Genomic DNA, 19,428 nt, shown 5'->3' with positions numbered 1-19,428 from the left:
TGTGCTCCTATTGGCTCTTGAGGTAAATTGTCGGGTTGGTTTTACAGACTAACCACGCAGGGTAAAGCCCCGCTACAATACATGTTGTAATTGCAATAACAGGTGCACTGAGTAACATGGTGAAATCCATTGTGGCGATTGCTGAATAGTAATCATAGCTTTGACGAACACCCCAGAGCCCTAATTGAGCAAGTACTATACCGACTAAGCCACCAAAACAACCAAGCATAGCCACTTCAACAAGGTGTTGTAAAAAGACTTGTCGTTTACTGGCACCTAGTGCACGGCGGACACCTACCTCTGGTGCTCTGCGCAAAAATTTAGCTAATAGTAAGCCAAGGATATTAGCTAAACAAACAGCTAAAAACATGAAGCTCAAGGCAACTAAGATTTTGTTGTCTTCACTGACGACTTTGTTGTACTGCATCCATTGGTTAACATCTCGTAAGCTATAAGTAAGCTCTTTACGATTGAAACGGCCATGCTTTTGTTGTTCTTCCATGTAAGCCATTAAAAAGTTTTCGTATTCTTGCTTTTGTTGTGCATCGTTTAGTTCTACCCAAAATTGAACCCACACCATTTCTGATTGTAACTTAGCTTTAAAGCTTCTAACGTCTTCATGTTTCCAGCCATTGGTGTTCCCCCAGTTGCCAAATTCTCTTGCTTCTACAAGGCTAAATGGTAAGAACATGCTTTCAGGTTCGTTAAAAACGCCATTATTTAAATCGTAGTATTTAACCACTAATGGCCAACTTTTTGTGACGCCGATGACTTCATAACTTTCGTTATCAAGGTAAAGAATCTTGCCGACAGAGTTTTTACCAGCGAATAGTCTTTCATTCAGTTCTTCACTTATTACTACGACAGGGGCGGCGTTTTCTTCTTGCTGTTGTGACCACTTATTACCGTACAAGAACTCAAGTTGAAACATCTCAAAAAATTCAGGGGTAGTCATTCGTGCACTTTTACTAAAAGGCTTAACAGTGTCTGAGTCGGTGTACACAGAAAAGCCACTGCGTAGCATACTTAAACGTTTACCTTCAGTATTAGCACGATATAAATTGGTAGCATCTTGATAGGTCAGTTGCATGGGGAGATTGTCGTCTGTCCACCACGTATGACCGTCATCCATTATTTGCAGTTGCACACTAAACAGTTGACTGCTTTTATGTGGAATAGGATCCGCCGACATCATGTGATAAACGCTTAAACTGGTCATGGTTACACCAATCCCGATGGCAATCGCCAGCACCATTAAAAAGCTCACTAACGGGGTGCGCTTAAAACTACGCCAACTTAAATCGAGGTAATGTAATAGCATAAGTTACACCCCAGCCACATTTTTAAGGGTTTGTGCCCCTTGGTATAAGGTAAAGTCGGCTAGTTGCCCATCGACTACCTGAATGTTACGCGGTGCGCGACGTGCAAGTTCTGGATCATGGGTCACCATAATGATGGTCGCGCCGTCACGATTAATTTGCTCAAGTAACTCCATCACTTGACGGGCCATTAGGCTGTCGAGGTTACCGGTTGGTTCATCGGCAAGTAAAAAGCGCGGCTTACCAGCAAGGGCGCGAGCAATCGCGACTCGTTGTTGTTGACCACCTGATAATTGCTGCGGCAAGTGCTTGGCACGTGAGGCTAAACCTACCTGCTCTAAACATTGCTCTATGCGGCGTTTACGCTCATTGGCTTTAATGCCTCTATAGCGCAGTGGTACTTCAATATTCTCGTATAAATTTAAATCAGGAATAAGGTTAAAACCTTGGAAAATAAAGCCAATTTTTTGGTTACGAACGTCGGCGCGTTGATTGTCATTGAGTTTACCGACATCAATGCCATCAAGTAGATATTGACCACTACTAAAAGGCTCTAACATACCTGCGATGTTTAAAAAGGTGGTTTTTCCTGAGCCGCTAGGACCGGTTACTGCAATGAACTCGCCTTCTTCTACGTGTAAATTAAAGTCACGTAATGCATGAGTTTGTACCATTTCTGTTTGGTACAGCTTGCTGATGTTATTCATCTTAAGCATGAGTTGCTCCTTGTAATATAGTTGTTCTTATCTAAGTAATAATGTTGGTGCTTGTTTAAAGTTGTCGTAACTGGATATGATCAGTTGATCACCGGGGCTGACACCTTGTAGCAATTCTATTGCGTTGATACTGCTTGCACCGGTTGTGATTTTTACCAGTTGCGCGGTATCGCCGATGACTTTGTAAGCTTGTGTACCACCTTGCTGCATGAATGCCCCGCGTTTTACTTGCAATACGTCATCACGGTTTTCTAATAAAATCCGTGCCGTTAAGCGTTGGTTTTGGCGAATACCTTCGAGCTCTTTATCAAAGCGCACTCGAGTGGTCACTTCACGATTATTAACTTCAGGTGAAATTGCCGATAACACACCGGTCACTTTTTTTGCCCCAAGTGTTAGCTCAACTTCCATTCCGAGTCCTAGCTCATTGGCATAACTTTCAGGTACTTGCAGTTGTGCTTCAAAGTTACTTAAATCAACCAAAGTCATCAAAGGTTGACTTTGCGTTACAGCTTCTTTTTGTTGCACCAGTAAGTTACCAACAATACCGTTGACGCTGGCTTTAATTGTTAAGTTGCTAACTTGGCGGTTTAAGTCATCCACAATCAATTGTTGACGAGCAAGATCACGCTCTGCTGCTTTGAGCTCAAATGCAAGGGTATCTTTTGCAAGTGTCACTTCTTGTTGAGCGTGTTTATAAGAAAGTTTGGCACGAGCGAGGTCATCGACTGCTTTTTCTAAATCAATCTGGCTGATCAAGTTTTTTTCGATAGAAAGCTTAGCACGGCGGTTTTCTCTGTCTGCTGCATTAAGTTCTACTTGGGCAAGATCTAATGTCTTTGTTAGGCTAAGTTTTTGGCGACGCGCTTCTAAATGCTTACGCTGTAACTCGCCATCAAGACGTGCTAATACAGATAGTTGTTGTTTTAATTCGTTGGTCAATTCTGGGCTTTCGACTAGCGCGATAGTATCACCTTGGTTAACTTGATCCCCAGCTTTTACCAGTAAATCAACGTAGCCACGTTGTGGGCTATACACTTTAGGGGCGGTTGCAGCGACAATTTTACCGCTGGCAGCAACATCACGAACTAGACGGCTCATATTAACTGTTGCGATCTGTAATGAAGCCCGATCAACAGAAATACTGCCTGAGTTACTACCCATAAACGCTTGGGCACACAAAGCAATAATGGCCAGTGTTAGTACAACAAGGGTGATGGGCTTTTTATAACTGCGTTTAGGTGTCACGCTAGTATCTTGTGCACTGGTATCTTTTATCATGGGTGATCCTTAAATATGTTTATCTTCGAAATAAGTGATCATCAAAGTCACTGCAAATACAGTGATAGGTGAAACTAAAAATAGACTGAGAATAAACATAAAGAGTGTCCTGTAATTAACTTGTACTGTTTATTCGAATATCGTGCCAATAATCAATTCATTATTTTTCAATTACTTATGTTTTTATCGAGAAATAAATGTGTCCGTGGACAGATCAAGTGTCCGCGGCGGACAGTTATTCTCAATCGCTTTCCGTTTAGGGAAAGCGACTCATTGATTACATAAAACTGGAATGGGTAATTTATGCAATTATGCTTATTTTTATTGATAGTTATGCATTACTTTGCTAATTCTCAACGGGGATTAAAAACAAGTTAGTTTAAGCTTTTACTCTAAGTTGATTGTGGATAACGATTCACGCATACAGAAAACGATAATAAATAACAATATAGATAAAATGCACATAACGCAGTTTAATGAATAAATATTCACTTTTGAGTGTGTTTACGTTGACGTAAACTGCAGCATTGCTGTGGGGGCTTTTTTACAACTTGTTAAATATGACACCAGTGTCATAAAAAAATAATGGCTGAATTACCGCTAATTGTTAAAAATTAAGATGAAATAAAAAGATTGTTTTGTAGTGAGAAATATTCAAGAATGTGAATATGTATTCAAAATGCTATTGACTCTATGTATAATTGGCGATAGTTTTGACTGTCTGCTAGCACACCGTCAAAAAGGTCATTCATAGCTAGCTGTTGTAGCAAGGGGAGGGGTCTATGTTATACGACTCAAAATTAGAAAAAGATAATTGTGGCTTTGGCTTAATTGCCCAAGTCAATGGTCAAGCAAGTCATCGCTTAATTCGTACAGCGATCACGGGCTTAGACCGTATGGAACACCGTGGTGGTATTTCTGCCGACGGTAAAACAGGCGATGGCTGTGGTTTATTATTACAAAAACCAGATAGCTTTTTTCGTGCAATCGCCAGCGAGAATAATTGGCACTTGGGTAAAAATTATGCCGTAGGTATGATTTTCTTAAATTCAGATCCAGTACTTGCGCAAACAGCAAAAGATATATTGAGTGAAGAACTCGAAAAAGAAACCCTCAATATTCAAGGTTGGCGTGTTGTACCTACAGATCCATCGTGCCTAGGACCTATTGCGAAAAAGCAATTGCCAGGTTTTGAGCAAATTTTTGTAAATGCACCTGAAGGCTGGCGTCCAAAAGATTTAGAACGTCGCTTGTATGTTGCGCGTCGTCGTGCTGAAAAACGTTTGAGCAGCGATGAAGGCTTTTACATTGCTAGCTTATCGGGTCTTGTGACTATCTACAAAGGCTTAATGATGCCTGTGGATCTGCCTAACTTCTACTTAGATTTAGCAGATATCCGCATGACTAGTGCAATATGTGTTTTCCACCAACGTTTCTCAACTAATACGCAACCACGTTGGCCTTTGGCTCAACCGTTCCGTTATTTAGCGCACAATGGTGAGATCAACACAATTCAAGGTAACCGTCAGTGGGCACGCGCGCGCTCTTATAAATTCGCATCGCCGCTTATTCCAGATTTACAATCTGCCGCGCCTTTTGTAAATGAAACCGGTTCGGATTCATCAAGTCTTGATAATATGCTTGAGCTATTTTTAGCCGGTGGCATGGATTTATTCCGCGCTATGCGTATGCTTGTGCCGCCTGCATGGCAGAAAAACCGTGCTATGGATGATGACCTACGCGCGTTTTATGATTTTAACTCAATGCACATGGAGCCTTGGGATGGTCCAGCGGGCATTGTTATGTCAGATGGTCGCTTTGCAGCGTGTAACTTAGACCGTAATGGTTTACGTCCTGCGCGTTATGTGATCACTCAAGATGGTTTTATTACATTAGCATCAGAGGTGGGTATTTGGGATTACACCGCTGATGAAGTCGTTGAAAAAGGCCGTGTGGGTCCTGGTGAGTTATTAGTTATTGATACTCAACAAGGTAAAATTTGGCATTCAGATGAAATTGACCAAGATTTAAAATCACGCCATCCTTATAAAGCATGGCTTGAGGCCAATGTTAAACGTTTAACCCCATTTGAACAGTTATCAGAGCAAGATGCAGGCAACCGTTCATTTGATAATGAAACATTGCTTAAATACCAAAAAATGTTTGGTTACACTAATGAAGAGCTTGATAGCGTTATTCGTGTAATGGGTGAAATTGGCCAAGAAGCCACAGGCTCAATGGGTGATGATACGCCATTTGCAGTGCTTTCTGAGGGCAATCGCTCGTTGTTTGATTACTTCCGCCAAAAGTTTGCGCAAGTAACGAATCCACCAATCGACCCACTACGTGAAAACCATGTTATGTCATTAGCGACGTGTATTGGTAGTGAACAAAACGTATTTAATGAGACTACGGGCCACGCAAAACGCCTACAGTTTGATACGCCAATTTTAATGTATGCTGATATGCAACAGTTACTTAGTGCTGACCAAGCGCACTACAGCTACTGTAAAATTGATATCACGTACAGTAAAGAAGAAGGTTTGGCAGATGCGGTAACCCGTATTTGTGATGAAGCACAAGAAAAAGCCGCTGGTGGCTGTGTCATGCTGTTTCTAAGCGACCGTAACTTTAGCGAAGATAGATTACCAATTCCTGCTGCTATGGCGGTAGGTGCTGTACAAAAACGCCTTGTTGATAATAACTTACGTTGTGAATCAAACATCATTATTGAAACCGGTAGTGTGCGTGATGCGCATCAATTTGCCGTCTTAATTGGCTTCGGTGCAACAGCAATTTACCCATACTTAGCTTATGAATCACTGGTTGCAATGAGTGATTCAAAAGTGATTAACAAAAGCTATTGTGAAGTTACGCTTGCTTATCGTAATGCCATCAATAAAGGCTTGTACAAGATCATGTCAAAAATGGGTATTAGTACCGTGGCATCGTATCGTTGTTCAATGTTATTTGAGGCGGTTGGTTTATCTGATGCGATTGTTGATACCTGCTTTAATGGTGTTGCAAGCCGTATTAAAGGCGCATGCTTTACCGATTTTGATGACGACCAGCGTAAGCTACATACCTTGGCTTTTAGTAAGCGTAAATTACTGAGCCATGGCGGGTTATTAAAATATGTTCACGGTGGTGAATATCACGCGTATAACCCTGATGTTATTCAAACACTGCAAAAAGCAGTTCGCTCAGGTGAATACAGTGATTACAGCGTATATGCTGATTTGGTTAATAAACGCCCAATCGCTACATTGCGTGACATGTTAGCACTGAAACTGCCCGCGGAAGGTATCAGCATTGATGACGTTGAACCTGCAACTGAGCTATATAAGCGTTTTGACTCTGCAGCAATGAGTATTGGTGCATTATCACCAGAGGCGCACGAAGCACTAGCAATTGCGATGAACCGTTTAGGCGGTTGCTCAAACTCCGGTGAGGGTGGTGAAGATAAACTACGCTATGGTACTGAGAAAAACTCGCGTATCAAGCAAGTTGCGTCGGGTCGATTCGGTGTAACTCCGCATTACCTTCGTAGTGCAGACGTAATTCAAATCAAAGTAGCGCAAGGTGCAAAACCGGGAGAAGGCGGCCAATTACCGGGTGAAAAAGTCACGCCGTATATTGCCAAGCTGCGTTATTCGGTACCGGGTGTAACCTTGATTTCACCACCACCGCATCACGATATTTATTCGATTGAAGATTTAGCTCAGCTAATTTTCGATTTAAAACAAGTTAATCCTAAAGCGTTGATCTCAGTGAAACTGGTTTCAGAGCCTGGTGTAGGTACAATCGCAACCGGTGTTGCTAAAGCCTATGCCGATCTAATTACGATTTCAGGCTATGACGGTGGTACAGGTGCAAGCCCATTAACCTCTGTTAAATACGCAGGTAGTCCGTGGGAACTTGGCCTTGCTGAAACACAGCAAGCACTGGTTGAAAACGGCTTACGCCATCGTATTCGCTTGCAAACAGACGGTGGTTTAAAAACCGGTCTCGATATCATAAAAGCGGCGATTTTAGGTGCTGAAAGCTTTGGTTTTGGTACCGGACCTATGGTGGCACTTGGCTGTAAATATCTACGTATCTGTCATTTAAATAACTGTGCAACCGGTGTTGCAACACAAGACGATACATTACGTCAGAAGCACTATCATGGTCTTCCTGAGATGGCGATGAACTACTTTAAGTTCATCGCTCAAGAAGCACGTGAGATCATGGCAAGCTTAGGTGTAGCTCGATTAACCGACTTAATTGGTCGTCTTGATTTACTTGAAGCCATTGAAGGCAAAACGGCTAAGCAGCAAAAAATTGACTTATCGTCAGTGATTGCTCAGCCAAATAATCCAACGGGTGAAACCTTGTATTGCAGCGCGCCAAATTCGTCGCATTACTTAGGTAAGTTAAACGAAACGTTATTAGCTAAAGCACAGCAAGCAATTGATGAAAGTAGTGGTATCTCACTGGTGAGCCGTATTTGTAATACCGACCGCTCAGTGGGCGCAATGCTCTCTGGCTATATTGCTGATAAGCATGGTAACCAAGGCATGGCCGCAGATCCTGTATCAATTGAACTACATGGTACAGCAGGGCAATCATTCGGAGTATGGAATGCTGGTGGTCTTGAAATGACCCTTGTTGGTGATGCGAACGATTACGTTGGTAAAGGCATGGCTGGTGGCAAGTTGGTGATCCGCCCACCATTGGGTTCATCATTTAAGAGCCATAAAGCAACCATCGCAGGTAATACTTGTTTATATGGTGCAACTGGCGGCAAATTATTTGCTGCAGGTTGTGCGGGTGAGCGCTTTGCTGTTCGTAACTCAGGCGTACAAGCAGTTGTTGAAGGTGTTGGTGATAATGGCTGTGAATACATGACTGGCGGCGTAGTGTGTGTGCTGGGTAATGTCGGTGTGAACTTTGGTGCAGGTATGACTGGTGGTTTTGCCTACATTTTGGATGAGCGCAATGATTTTGAAAAACGCATTAATCCAGAGTTAGTTGAAGTGGTGTTATTAGATGAGTTAGCGTCACACCAAGAGCACCTACGTGGGCTTATTGCTGAGCACTTAGAACTTACAGGTTCAAGCCGTGCAGAAAGCATTTTAGCTAAGTTTGAAAGCTATTTACCAAAATTCAAATTAGTTAAGCCAAAATCAAGTGATGTAAAAAGTTTACTCGGGCATCGCGCTCGCAGTAGTGCTGAACTTCGTGTTCAAGCACAGTAAGGGGGTAGTATGAGCGAGAATGTATATCAATTTATAGACGTGCAGCGGGTTGATCCCCGCAAAAAGCCGATTTCAGCACGTAAAAAGTCATTTGTTGAAATTTACGAACCCTTTTCAGAGAATCAAGTAAACTCGCAAGCGGATCGTTGTCTTGATTGTGGTAACCCATATTGTGAATGGAAATGCCCAGTACATAACTATATCCCACAGTGGTTAAAGTTGATTCGTACTGGCCGTATCCTTGAAGCGGCGGAGTTATCACATAGAACGAACAGCTTGCCTGAAGTGTGTGGCCGTGTCTGTCCGCAAGACCGTTTATGTGAAGGTTCATGTACATTAGACGAAGAGTTTGGTGCAGTAACGATTGGTAATATTGAAAAATACATCACCGATACAGCATTTAAAATGGGCTGGAAGCCTGATATGTCTTATGTGGTATGGACAGACAAAAAAGTCGCCATTATTGGTGCAGGGCCTGCGGGCCTAGGTTGTGCTGATATTTTGGTACGCAATGGTGTAAAACCTGTGGTATTTGATCGTCACCCGGAAATTGGTGGTCTATTAACCTTTGGTATTCCATCATTCAAACTTGAAAAAGAAGTAATGCAAAAACGTCGTGAAATTTTCACTGAAATGGGTGTTGAGTTTAAACTTAATACTGAAGTGGGTGTTGATATTACGATGGATGAAATATTGGCAGAATACGACGCAGTATTTTTGGGAGTGGGGACTTATCAAAGTATGCGTGCGGGCCTTGAAAACGAAGATGCACCAGGTGTTCATGATGCATTACCGTTTTTAATCGGTAACACAAACCGCGTAATGGGCTATGACGAGTCAAATCAAGCTTATATTGATATGGCAAACCAAAAGGTAGTTGTACTCGGTGGTGGTGATACCGCGATGGACTGCGTCCGGACCTCAATTCGTCAAGGTGCCACTAAAGTAACTTGTGCGTATCGTCGTGATGAAGAAAACATGCCAGGCTCTAAACGTGAAGTTAAAAACGCCAAAGAAGAAGGTGTTGAATTTACCTTTAACGTGCAGCCAACCGGTATCGTATTAAATGATGCTGGCCATGTTGCGGGCGTAAAAATGGTTAAAACCCAAATGGGTGAGCCAGATGAAAACGGCCGTAGTCGTGCTGAGATAGTTGCGGGCTCTGAGCATATCATTGAAGCCGACCAAGTACTTATGGCATTTGGTTTCAAACCACACAAAATGGACTGGTTAGAAAAATATGATGTAGAGATTAACCACTGGGGCGGAATTAACGCACCAGAGCAAGGTGAGTTTACACATCAAACAACCAACCCTAAAATCTTTGCTGGCGGTGATATTGTGCGTGGCTCTGATCTAGTGGTAACCGCAATCTTTGAAGGGCGTAACGCCGCGGAAGGGATCATGGACTACTTAAAAGTCTAATTCTTTCATGTTTATAAATGTAAAAAGCAAGCCAATTGGCTTGCTTTTTTTATGGCTTCAGTAATAGCTTTATACCAATCGTGTTAAGTTACTGACCATTTATAGCGACAGATAAATGGAGTGATAACAAGGCATAAATTTTGACATGTAGTTGTTCTACTTGAAAAATTTATAACGCAGTTAGCGCTTTATTTAGCCCGCTAGAATGGTTAAATATTTAAGTCGATTGGTATTAATCCCTTATTAATCATGAAATAATGTCAGCTACTTTTATCTGTTTAATATAATCAATAAGTGTAAAATTAAGAATAATAAATGGCTGGATATAGTGTAAAAGCATTGTATTTTGCATTAATTCGCATCACTTAAAATTAGAATAAAAATAATGCAGCATCTATTAATCGTCTTCTTATTGGTAATACTCTCACTTTCTTTTCACTCTTGGGCGGATCCTTTAGGCACTGCAGCGTTTGAGCGTTTTGTGCAAGGGATAGAGCAACAACAAAAGAAAACAGATACAGTAACTCAGGGGAAAGCGCTTTTAGCAGAATCATTGACTGAAGAACAGCGTGCATATGTACTACACAAAGTTGCTCTAGCGAATAATAAATTAGGACAATTTGATGAAGTCGAGCGTGATTTAGACAAATTAGAAGCGCTATTGAAAAGCTATGATAGTAACGAGTATCGTGGCAAGTTGTATATTACGAGAGGCGATTTAGCGATTAATTTAGGGCAGTTTAATTCTGCTCAGAATCACTTTAAAAATGCGATTGCGATGTTTGAGTTAACAAAAGACTACCGTATGCTCAGCCACACCCTCCGTTTTTACTCATTTTCACTTAAAGCGAACGGTCAATTTAGCGAGGCACTGATCGCTGTTGAAAAAGCCAAAGAAGCCGCAAAGCTGGCTGATAATACGCCAGTTACAATGGCCGCTTTTAATGCTGAAGCAGGTATTTATAATGATTTAAAACTACCAGAAAAAGCACTAAAACTGCAGTTAGAATTATTAGCTTATGTTACTACACAAGCTGAAAACCCAAATACTTGGTATGCGCAGTTACATTATAGTATTGGTGATAGCTATGCGACGTTAAAAGAGCACGAAAAAAGTTTAGATGCGTATAAAAAAGCCTATCAGTATGATCTAGAAAATCAAATGTTTAACTACGCGGGTTATGATTTAGTTCAGATCAGCCGTCAACTTATGGCACTCAAGCGCTATGACGAAGCGCCAAGTTATTTACAACACGCTTTGGATTTATTTACAGAACTGGATAGCCCGAGAAATATAGCTTGGGTAAAAGGTAATCAAGCTGAACTCCAATTACTTAAACATCAGTATGCAACAGCGATTAACTTATTCAAAAGTGTCATGGCTAGCTTGGATGCTGTGGAAGATAAAGCGTTACATCAAGAGTTTTCACTTTTATATGCAAAGGCTTTACTTGGTACACAGGAGCAGCAGCGAGCGGTTAAAGTTTTAGAGGGCATATCGACAAACGAATCCACTTTTGAAGTACAAATGATGAAGTTCAACTTATTATCTCAAGCATATAGTGAGCTCAATAAGTTTGCTGATGCTTTTGCCATGAAGCAGCAGTCCTATACTATGCTAGAAGAGCAACTCGAACAGGATGCTAAGTCCAAAGCTTTAGGTTATGCAGCTCAAACGCAATATCAAACTACTCAAATTGAGCTCGCTGAGATTAAAAATCAACACAAGATCAACGAGATTAAAAATCAACAATATCTACTCATAATAGGTACTATCGCATTAATAATGTTGATTGGGTTGGTGGTTACTTACATTCTTTATCAACAGAAAAAGAAAATGAGCGAAAAAGAAGCACAAGTGCTCAATAATTCGATACAACTTAAGGAACAATTATTGGCAGATGTGTCGCATGAATTACGCACACCGTTAACTGTTTTAAAATTAAATATAGAGTCATTAGAGCATAATTTAGTTGAAAACCCAGATACGACTTACAAGATTTTACATCAAAGATTAGACCGCTTGAATCAGCTCATTACCGATATTTATGAACTTGCGCAATCAGACAGTGGTAGCTTTGTATTACACACAAAAAAATACAATGCGTATGAGCTGGTAAGTCACTTTGCTGATGATATTGCAACGCTAGTCACAGCTGCGGGGCTAGAGTTTAGTCAACACGTTAGTATTGATAAAACAATTACTATTGAGCTTGACAGTGATAGATTAAATCAAGTTATTCATAATCTGGCGCGTAATACAGTGAATTATACAGATACCCCAGGTAAGGTGATGTTTACTTCGCAAATAGAAAGTGGCTATTTAAAGTTATGTTTAAGTGACTCAAGCCCTGGTGTTTCTGAAGCGGACTTCGTTAATATTTTTGAGCGATTATACCGTTGCGATAAATCAAGGAGTCGTGATTTAGGTGGTTCAGGACTGGGCTTGGCCATTAGCCACAAAATAGTGTCTTTACACGGTGGGCAAATTAATGCGCAAGCCAGTGAATTTGGTGGGCTTGCAATTACAATATTACTGCCAGTTGAAAAGAGCAAATTACTGTAAATGATAGTGATTATCCATATTTCCTCCATATTGTTGAGCTTTAATAGCACCATTAAAGCCCAGTACCAAATGGTATTTGGTGTAAATATAAAATGGATAAGGCACACACTATGTCTTTTACACAAGCTATCTCACCACAACTCAGTTTTATAGAGCTGATAAGCCCATGTGATCATGATTTGCTTTCAGAGATCTCCAGCAGTGACGATATACCAGAGATTTTGGCTATGTTATTACTCGACGAAACATTATCATCTACTTTGAAGTTCTCAATAAAAAAACAGTTAAAAATGTTACAACAAAAATAAATGGGCTTTTACATGCAACACGTTTTGATAGTCGAAGATGATGCCGATATCGCACATCAAGTAATATTATTTTTTAAAGCGTCTGGGTTTAAAACAACTCACATTATGGATGGCGCTTCTGTTGTAGCTTGGGTTAAGTTAAATACACCAGACACTATCATTATGGATGTTATGTTGCCAAACCAAGATGGGGTCGAGTGCTTAAAACAAATTAGACAGTTTTCGATGGTGCCTATTATTATGGTAACAGCTAAAGTTGCAGAAGCCGATCGTCTGAGGGGACTGGAACTAGGGGCGGATGATTATGTTTGTAAGCCCTTTAGTGGCGCTGAGTTAGTAATGCGTGTGAAAGCGATTTTGCGCCGTTGTAGTGCACATGAATCGCAAGTACATATGGAAGAACTCATCGAAGTAAATACAGATAACTTGACAGTGAGAATTAAAGGGCAACAGTTAATTCTCACTAAAGTTGAATTTGATCTCTTCTCACTTTTGTATCATGCACCGAATCGTGTTTTTTCTAGACAACATATTCTGGAGCACTTACAGCCAAGTAATTTTGATATTGCAGATCGCGTAATTGATAGCCATATAAAAAATATTCGTAAAAAAATAAAAAATTTAAACTTCTCTCCTAAGATAGTCGGCTCTGTATATGGAGCTGGCTATCGTTTTGATAAGCAGCAAATAAGCTAAGCGAAAATACCTGAACTATATGTGACCAATCGCTAATTGTACTGTCTTTGGCTAATCCACTAGCGTAATTATTTGCTCTGCAACTTGATGTAAACTGACATGGTTATCCATAGCTTGTTTTTGTAATTTTTTATGTGCTTGGGCCTCGGTCAATTTTAATTGTTCAATAAGTATGAATTTAGCTTGGTTAATGGTTTTTTGCTCATTGATAACTTTTCTGGCTTCGCTAAGTGCATTATTTATTTGTTTTATATGCTGACTTTGTTCGGCAATTAAATCGTACATGGTTTTATTTGCTGCGAGTTTCTGTGCTGCTACATTGGTATTTGCAAAGCTATTTAACTCAGCTGATAAAAGTGTAGCTGTGGTGAGCACACTGAAATCGGGACTGTCCTTAGTAAGAATAGCTAGCGTGCCTTGATGGGTATCTAAACTTTGCTTCGCTTCAACTATCCGCTCTTTTGCTGCCGATATTAAACGCTTAGAAATTTGTTGTTCTATTTGATGCATAATATCAATTCTGGCGGTTGCTATGTCAAACCAGACTTCACTAAGCTGTGACAATTCTTGATTCTTGCTTGGATCTAACTGGTGCAGCATAGTGCGTAGTTTTTCTATTTCTTGGCTTGACTCATCCTGTAGTAGAAGCTTGTAGCTTAGAGTAAGTTGCTCATCCGCATATTGACGAAAAAAATCAAAGCTGGTTTGTTGGTTTTGTTGAAAATGACTTAATAGTGCTTTTTGTTCAGCATCAAACTTATTACTGGCAAACGCCATTGCCCCATAAGCACGTTCTTGGCCGGCATACTCTTTACCTTGTATAAAGTTAAAATAAGCAACTAAGATGCGGGTGATCACCGGATCACTGGCGCCATCAGCGGTTTCTAAAAAGACATTTAATAAGCTGGTGATTATTTGCGTAAAAGACTGTGTTGACTGGCTAGCACTGAGCGCTTGTTTGGCAACTTTGTCACGTAAGGAATGCAGTGTGTCCAGCGATTGCAGGCTGATAGTTATTAAATTATATAGGCGGCTATTACCTACGCCGGGTTTGGTACATAAATAAGTTTGCGCGAGTGATTCAAATAAAGCGTGTTGTAAAATATCGGAGTGTTTTATTTGTTGTTGTAGTTGTTGTGCAAAGAGCGTTCTGTTTGAGGCGAGATAAATATTACTCATTGCTCGCTCTTTTTGTAGCTGATGGACAAATTGACCGAGCTTTATTAGGTTGTAACAACTTTTTTGTAACTGTTCTAGCGCGTGGATCTCTTCGTATTTAGCGGCTAATAGAAATTTTTTAGTGAGCGAATTATTGTGAGCCATAAATAGTTTTTTTGTGTTGTTATTTATGCTGACAGTAGCAACCTTCATTCCAGTTAAAAACAAACCCGAAATTTACCAAAGTTTAAATTAAAACTGTTTAATAACATGCTCTTATAGTTTTGTTGCAAGGGGTTGAATGATGCTAAATTGAGCCGCTAGACTAAAATGATGTATTTTGGTGCAAAGAATGCACTGCAACGATGCTTACAGAAAGTGCGCTTGCTCAGTATTTTACTCCCGTAGGTTGAGAGCAAGCGCGCGTATGATTAGTGTTTATTGGTTGTTAAACTCCATAGGCTGTAACATTAAGTAACTCAGGGCTAATTGGCATAGTGTGATCAATTACCTCACCGATAATAATTAGTGTAGGGCCGTGGATCGCTTCTGAAGAGGGGATCTTATAGGCTTTATCCAATGTTGAAGTATTCACTCGTTGCTCTAAGGTGGTTGCTTGTTCAATCAGTGCAATAGGGGTGTCTTTTGGCCAACCAACAGCAATAAGCCCAGAGACTAACTGCTCTAATCTATTTAATCCCATATATACGACTAATGTGGAATTATCGCCATTGGGTATATAACGGTATTTTTGCCAGTTAGGTTGCTTTTTAGGGTCGCTAAATTGGGCCGTCATAAAGGTAATACTGGCCGCAACATTACGCTTAGTTAGTGGAATTCCGGTATAAGCAGAGGTTGCACATGCGGTAGTGACACCCGGTATAATCGCAAACTTGATTGCAGCCTGTTGCAGTGCGTCAGCTTCTTCACAGCTACGTGCAAAAATACTCGGATCGCCCCCTTTTAAGCGCACTACGGTTAAGCCTTGTTGCGCATATTTAACGAGTTGTTGGCAAATTTGCGGCTGTGTCATTGAGTGTTTACCAGCACGTTTACCAACAAATACGCGTTTACAGCTGGCAGGCAGTGAGGTGATCAGTTCATCGGCTACCAACCAATCATATAAGACGACATCGGCAGTTTCTAAGATTCGCTGTGCCTTGACGGTAATAAGCTCAGGATCGCCAGGGCCGGCGCCAATTAAGTACACGTGTCCCGTTTTACCTTTACGACTTTGGCTTGCAGTATTGCGGGTAAAAATGTTATCAAGCCAGTTATTTTCTATGCTTGAAAAGTATGAAAATACACTCATAATTATCTCACTTTTTAACAGGCTTAACTGGCTGCCAACACCGGTTGACAGCTAATAAATACTTGATCCTGCTCTACTTTAGTTTGATAGACAGGTACCCGAATTGTTTCTGCTTCTAAGCATTGACCGGTTTTTAGGCAAAAATGCTGTTTATACAATGGCGAAGCGACTACTAAGTTCTTTTGTAGTGAGCCAACAATTCCCCTCGCTAACACATTTGCTTTGCCGATGGGGTCAAAGTTACTAATAGCAAAAACTGATTGCTCATCATCAGGAATATAAAATACGGCAACTTGTTGATTATTAACTTGTGCGCAGATACCACTATTTAATACTAAATCATTTAATGTACCAATATTATACCAAGACATCTTCTTGCTCCTGTGTAATTTCTGTTACTGCGATTGGGCGTTGCTGCGTATATTTAAGTGTGCTTTTCTCAGCTTCAGTCGCGGGGCGGATCTGATTGCGTTCTTGAACAAACACAATATTTTCATCGGCATCCGGGCTATTGACGAATTGACGGAAACGCTTAACTGCATTTGGATCTTCAATGGTACGTAGCCACTCACATGCATAGGTGTCAGTGATATACGCCATTTGTTGCTCAAGTTCAGCACAAATACCTAAGCTGTCTTCAATTACAACTTGGCGTAGGTAATCTAATCCGCCGTCGAGGTTTTCAAGCCATACAGACGTACGTTGTAGCTTGTCTGCAGTATTAACGTAAAACATTAAAATACGGTCGATATAGGCAATCAAAGTGGGTGTGTCTAAATCGGTCGCAAATAAGTCTGCGTGGCGTGGACGCATACCGCCATTACCACATACATAAAGGTTCCAACCATTTTCGGTGGCAATAATACCAATATCTTTGCTTTGCGCTTCAGCACATTCACGGGTACAGCCTGATACGGCCATTTTTATTTTATGTGGCGAGCGTAGACCTTTATAGCGATCTTCAATTGCAATGGCTTGGCCAACACTGTCTTGCACACCATAGCGACACCAAGTGCTACCGACACAGGATTTTACAGTACGCAATGATTTACCGTAAGCGTGGCCGGTTTCAAACCCTGCGGCTATCAGTTTTTCCCAAATTACTGGCAATTGTTCAAGACGCGCACCAAATAAATCAATACGTTGCCCACCTGTCACTTTACAATATAAGTTAAACTCTTTAGCAACTTCACCAAGTACTATCAGCTTATCAGCCGTTACTTCACCGCCAGCGATTCGTGGCACAACGGAATAAGAACCATCTTTTTGCATATTAGCTAAATAAGTATCGTTAGTATCTTGTAAGCCAACATGCTGCTCCTCTAAGATATAGTCATTCCATGTTGATGCTAAAATTGACCCCACAGCAGGCTTACAGATCTCACAACCATGGCCTTCACCATGGCGTTTAAGCAACTCAGCAAATGTTTTTATTTTCTCTACTTTTACAAGGTGTAATAGCTCTTGACGAGAATAAGCAAAGTGTTCGCACAGATGGTTATTTACTTCAACACCACGCTCTGCAAGTTCGGCATCCACAACCGATTTAAGTAGTGCGGTACAGCCACCACAACCAGTGCTTGCTTTAGTACAAGTTTTTACTGCGCTAAGTTCGTTTGCGCCATTATCGATGGCGGTGATGATGTCACTTTTACAGACATTGTGACATGAACAGATCGTTGCGGAATCGGGTAACGCACTGCTTGAGAGTGTTGGGGCACCTGCGCTATCTGGTAAAATAAGGCACTCTGGGTGTTCAGGCAGCGTCATATCATTGAGCATGTACTGTAATAACGTGTCATAATCGCTGGTGTCACCTACTAACACTGCGCCTAGTAACTTATCACCAGCTTCGTTGAGGACTATTTTTTTATAGCAATCACGAATTGGATCTTGATATATCAATTCTTTCGCATTAGCGGTTATACCATGGGCATCACCAATTGAGCCTACTTCAACACCCAACAATTTAAGCTTAGTGCTCATATCGGCGCCGTTAAATTGAAGGTCGCCACCTGACAGCTGACTTGCTGCAACTCGTGCCATATTGTAGCCAGGGGCGACTAAACCAAATAATTTCTTATCCCATAGCGCACATTCACCAATCGCAAAAATATCTTTATCTGATGTTTGACATGCATTATTAATTACGATCCCGCCGCGCTCACCTAAAGTAAGTCCAGCTTTATTACCTAGGTTATCGTATGGGCGAATACCTGCAGAGAACAGCACTAAATCGGTTTCTAAGTGGCTGCCATCTGCAAAATTTAAGCGGTAACGACATTGCTCACCAGCTACAATTTCACTGGTAGCTTTACCTGTGTGTACACTAACACCGAGTTCTGCAATTTTATTTCTTAGTAATTTACCGCCTTGTTGGTCAAGTTGTACCGCCATTAATTGCGGTGCAAACTCAACTACATGCGTATCTAAGCCTAATTGTTTTAACGCATTTGCAGCTTCTAATCCAAGTAAACCGCCACCAATCACCACACCTACTTTGCTATCATTAGCACAGGCTTTGATTTTTTCTAAGTCTTCAAGGGTGCGGTATACTAAACAGTGAGATTGGTCATTACCTTTAATGGGCGGCACAAAAGGGTATGAGCCAGTTGCCAAAACTAATTTATCATAATCGAAGTGTGTGCCATCAGCTGTTACGAGCTGCTTTTGCGTCACATCAATGTGTTCTACCCACTGGCTAGTATGGACAGTAATATTAAGATTTTGGTAGTTTTCATGGGTTGTTAACGCTAAATCGGCGGCTGTTTTACCATTAAAAACACTGGATAAATAGACCCGATCGTAGGCAAGGTTAGCTTCACCACATAATACCGTGATCTGCGCATGTTCATCGTAACTACGCATTTGCTCAACAAAATGGTGCCCCACCATGCCATTGCCAATAACGAGAATTTTCTGTGGCATTTGTCTTTTCCTTCAAGCTGACGGTTTAAATTTTGGCAATAAAAAAAGCCCGACACAGTAAACCTTTCGGTTAGTGTGCGCGGGCTTCGTTGCCATTACTGCAAAAGCAGTTTTATTGTTATGTGTCTAACTAAGCAATATTATTGCCATATTTATAACTTAATGTTTTTTATAAATTTTGTGTTTTTTCTTTATCAGCTGATCACTGAAACGTTTATTGCTGGTGCAAGCTGGGCACTGAAAGGGTGCAGTTGCGCTAAATAATGGTCCTGCCAGCAACGTAATAACTGACGTGGCTATTAATAGATTCAATCTTTATGTTTTAACCAGTTATGTAAATACAGCTGCAAGAGCTCATTCTTACAGGTGTTCAGAAGGTTGTATTAAATGCAACAACAAGTCTTGTGCGATTACCTGTATTACTATGGAGTTAACTTATTTACACTGCACACTGTTAAAGCATGAGTACCAACAATTGA

At 40.9% G+C, this 19,428-nt stretch carries 12 protein-coding genes; 5 read left to right on the top strand and 7 right to left on the bottom strand.

The window, feature by feature from the left end:
* Positions 1-7: 7 nt before the first annotated feature.
* The 3 genes from KAN5_RS07510 to KAN5_RS07500 are packed head-to-tail and all read right to left on the bottom strand — an operon-like array spanning position 8 to position 3,316.
* Positions 8-1,321 carry an ABC transporter permease gene (locus KAN5_RS07510; protein ID WP_016709204.1) on the bottom strand — a complete coding sequence of 438 codons (1,314 nt, stop codon included), beginning with the start codon at positions 1,319-1,321 and terminating at the stop codon, positions 8-10.
* A gap of 3 nt (positions 1,322-1,324) precedes the next feature.
* A complete protein-coding gene (locus tag KAN5_RS07505) occupies positions 1,325-2,035 on the bottom strand; it encodes an ABC transporter ATP-binding protein (protein WP_016709205.1) in 711 nt (236 codons plus the stop codon).
* 27 nt (positions 2,036-2,062) lie between these two features.
* Positions 2,063-3,316 (bottom strand): HlyD family efflux transporter periplasmic adaptor subunit, encoded by a 1,254-nt coding sequence (locus tag KAN5_RS07500; RefSeq protein ID WP_244390849.1) that lies wholly within the window; start codon positions 3,314-3,316, stop codon positions 2,063-2,065.
* Positions 3,317-4,098: 782 nt separating this feature from the next.
* On the opposite strand from KAN5_RS07500, the gene gltB reads away from it, so the two are divergent.
* The 5 genes from gltB to KAN5_RS07475 all read left to right on the top strand — a co-directional run bounded on the left by gltB (position 4,099) and on the right by KAN5_RS07475 (position 13,551).
* The gene (gene gltB / locus KAN5_RS07495; protein ID WP_016709207.1) at positions 4,099-8,556 is read left to right on the top strand and encodes a glutamate synthase large subunit; all 4,458 of its coding nucleotides are present in this window, start codon (positions 4,099-4,101) and stop codon (positions 8,554-8,556) included.
* Positions 8,557-8,565: 9 nt separating this feature from the next.
* On the top strand, positions 8,566-9,981 hold the full coding sequence (locus KAN5_RS07490; RefSeq protein ID WP_016709208.1) for an FAD-dependent oxidoreductase: 1,416 nt from the start codon (positions 8,566-8,568) through the stop codon (positions 9,979-9,981).
* A gap of 385 nt (positions 9,982-10,366) precedes the next feature.
* Positions 10,367-12,547 (top strand): tetratricopeptide repeat protein, encoded by a 2,181-nt coding sequence (locus KAN5_RS07485; protein WP_244390848.1) that lies wholly within the window; start codon positions 10,367-10,369, stop codon positions 12,545-12,547.
* Positions 12,548-12,657: 110 nt separating this feature from the next.
* Positions 12,658-12,855, top strand: a complete 198-nt coding sequence (locus KAN5_RS07480; protein ID WP_016709211.1) for a hypothetical protein — start codon at positions 12,658-12,660, stop codon at positions 12,853-12,855.
* Between the two features lie 12 nt (positions 12,856-12,867).
* Positions 12,868-13,551, top strand: a complete 684-nt coding sequence (locus tag KAN5_RS07475) for a response regulator (protein ID WP_244390847.1) — start codon at positions 12,868-12,870, stop codon at positions 13,549-13,551.
* Between the two features lie 51 nt (positions 13,552-13,602).
* On the opposite strand, the gene KAN5_RS07470 is transcribed toward KAN5_RS07475, so the two are convergent.
* The 4 genes from KAN5_RS07470 to nirB form a co-directional block, all read right to left on the bottom strand.
* Positions 13,603-14,874: a nitrate- and nitrite sensing domain-containing protein gene (locus KAN5_RS07470; RefSeq protein ID WP_244390846.1), complete on the bottom strand. Its 1,272-nt coding sequence runs from the start codon at positions 14,872-14,874 to the stop codon at positions 13,603-13,605.
* A 283-nt stretch (positions 14,875-15,157) separates the two neighbouring features.
* A complete protein-coding gene (gene cobA / locus KAN5_RS07465; protein WP_016709214.1) occupies positions 15,158-16,021 on the bottom strand; it encodes a uroporphyrinogen-III C-methyltransferase in 864 nt (287 codons plus the stop codon).
* A 23-nt stretch (positions 16,022-16,044) separates the two neighbouring features.
* Positions 16,045-16,392 (bottom strand): nitrite reductase small subunit NirD, encoded by a 348-nt coding sequence (gene nirD, locus KAN5_RS07460; RefSeq protein WP_016709215.1) that lies wholly within the window; start codon positions 16,390-16,392, stop codon positions 16,045-16,047.
* Entirely contained in the window at positions 16,379-18,949 is a 2,571-nt protein-coding gene (nirB, locus tag KAN5_RS07455; RefSeq protein WP_244390845.1) for a nitrite reductase large subunit NirB, read from the bottom strand. The genes nirD and nirB overlap by 14 nt, the downstream gene beginning before the upstream one ends.
* Positions 18,950-19,428: the final 479 nt, after the last annotated feature.

This window comes from Pseudoalteromonas sp. KAN5 (genome assembly GCF_022846535.1).
GTDB classification, from domain to species: domain Bacteria; phylum Pseudomonadota; class Gammaproteobacteria; order Enterobacterales; family Alteromonadaceae; genus Pseudoalteromonas; species Pseudoalteromonas haloplanktis.
The sequence above is the reverse complement of the archived record's forward strand: the minus strand, read 5'-3'. Positions and strand labels throughout refer to the sequence as shown.

Excerpts from the sequence above, each read along its gene's own strand:
- nirD (WP_016709215.1), bottom strand. The coding sequence starts at position 16,392 with ATGTCTTGGTATAATATTGGTACATTAAATGATTTAGTATTAAATAGT.
- KAN5_RS07505 (WP_016709205.1), bottom strand. The coding sequence starts at position 2,035 with ATGCTTAAGATGAATAACATCAGCAAGCTGTACCAAACAGAAATGGTA.
- KAN5_RS07490 (WP_016709208.1), top strand. The coding sequence starts at position 8,566 with ATGAGCGAGAATGTATATCAATTTATAGACGTGCAGCGGGTTGATCCC.
- KAN5_RS07485 (WP_244390848.1), top strand. The coding sequence starts at position 10,367 with ATGCAGCATCTATTAATCGTCTTCTTATTGGTAATACTCTCACTTTCT.
- KAN5_RS07475 (WP_244390847.1), top strand. The coding sequence starts at position 12,868 with ATGCAACACGTTTTGATAGTCGAAGATGATGCCGATATCGCACATCAA.
- KAN5_RS07470 (WP_244390846.1), bottom strand. The coding sequence starts at position 14,874 with ATGGCTCACAATAATTCGCTCACTAAAAAATTTCTATTAGCCGCTAAA.
- cobA (WP_016709214.1), bottom strand. The coding sequence starts at position 16,021 with ATGAGTGTATTTTCATACTTTTCAAGCATAGAAAATAACTGGCTTGAT.
- nirB (WP_244390845.1), bottom strand. The coding sequence starts at position 18,949 with ATGCCACAGAAAATTCTCGTTATTGGCAATGGCATGGTGGGGCACCAT.
- KAN5_RS07510 (WP_016709204.1), bottom strand. The coding sequence starts at position 1,321 with ATGCTATTACATTACCTCGATTTAAGTTGGCGTAGTTTTAAGCGCACC.
- gltB (WP_016709207.1), top strand. The coding sequence starts at position 4,099 with ATGTTATACGACTCAAAATTAGAAAAAGATAATTGTGGCTTTGGCTTA.
- KAN5_RS07500 (WP_244390849.1), bottom strand. The coding sequence starts at position 3,316 with ATGATAAAAGATACCAGTGCACAAGATACTAGCGTGACACCTAAACGC.
- KAN5_RS07480 (WP_016709211.1), top strand. The coding sequence starts at position 12,658 with ATGTCTTTTACACAAGCTATCTCACCACAACTCAGTTTTATAGAGCTG.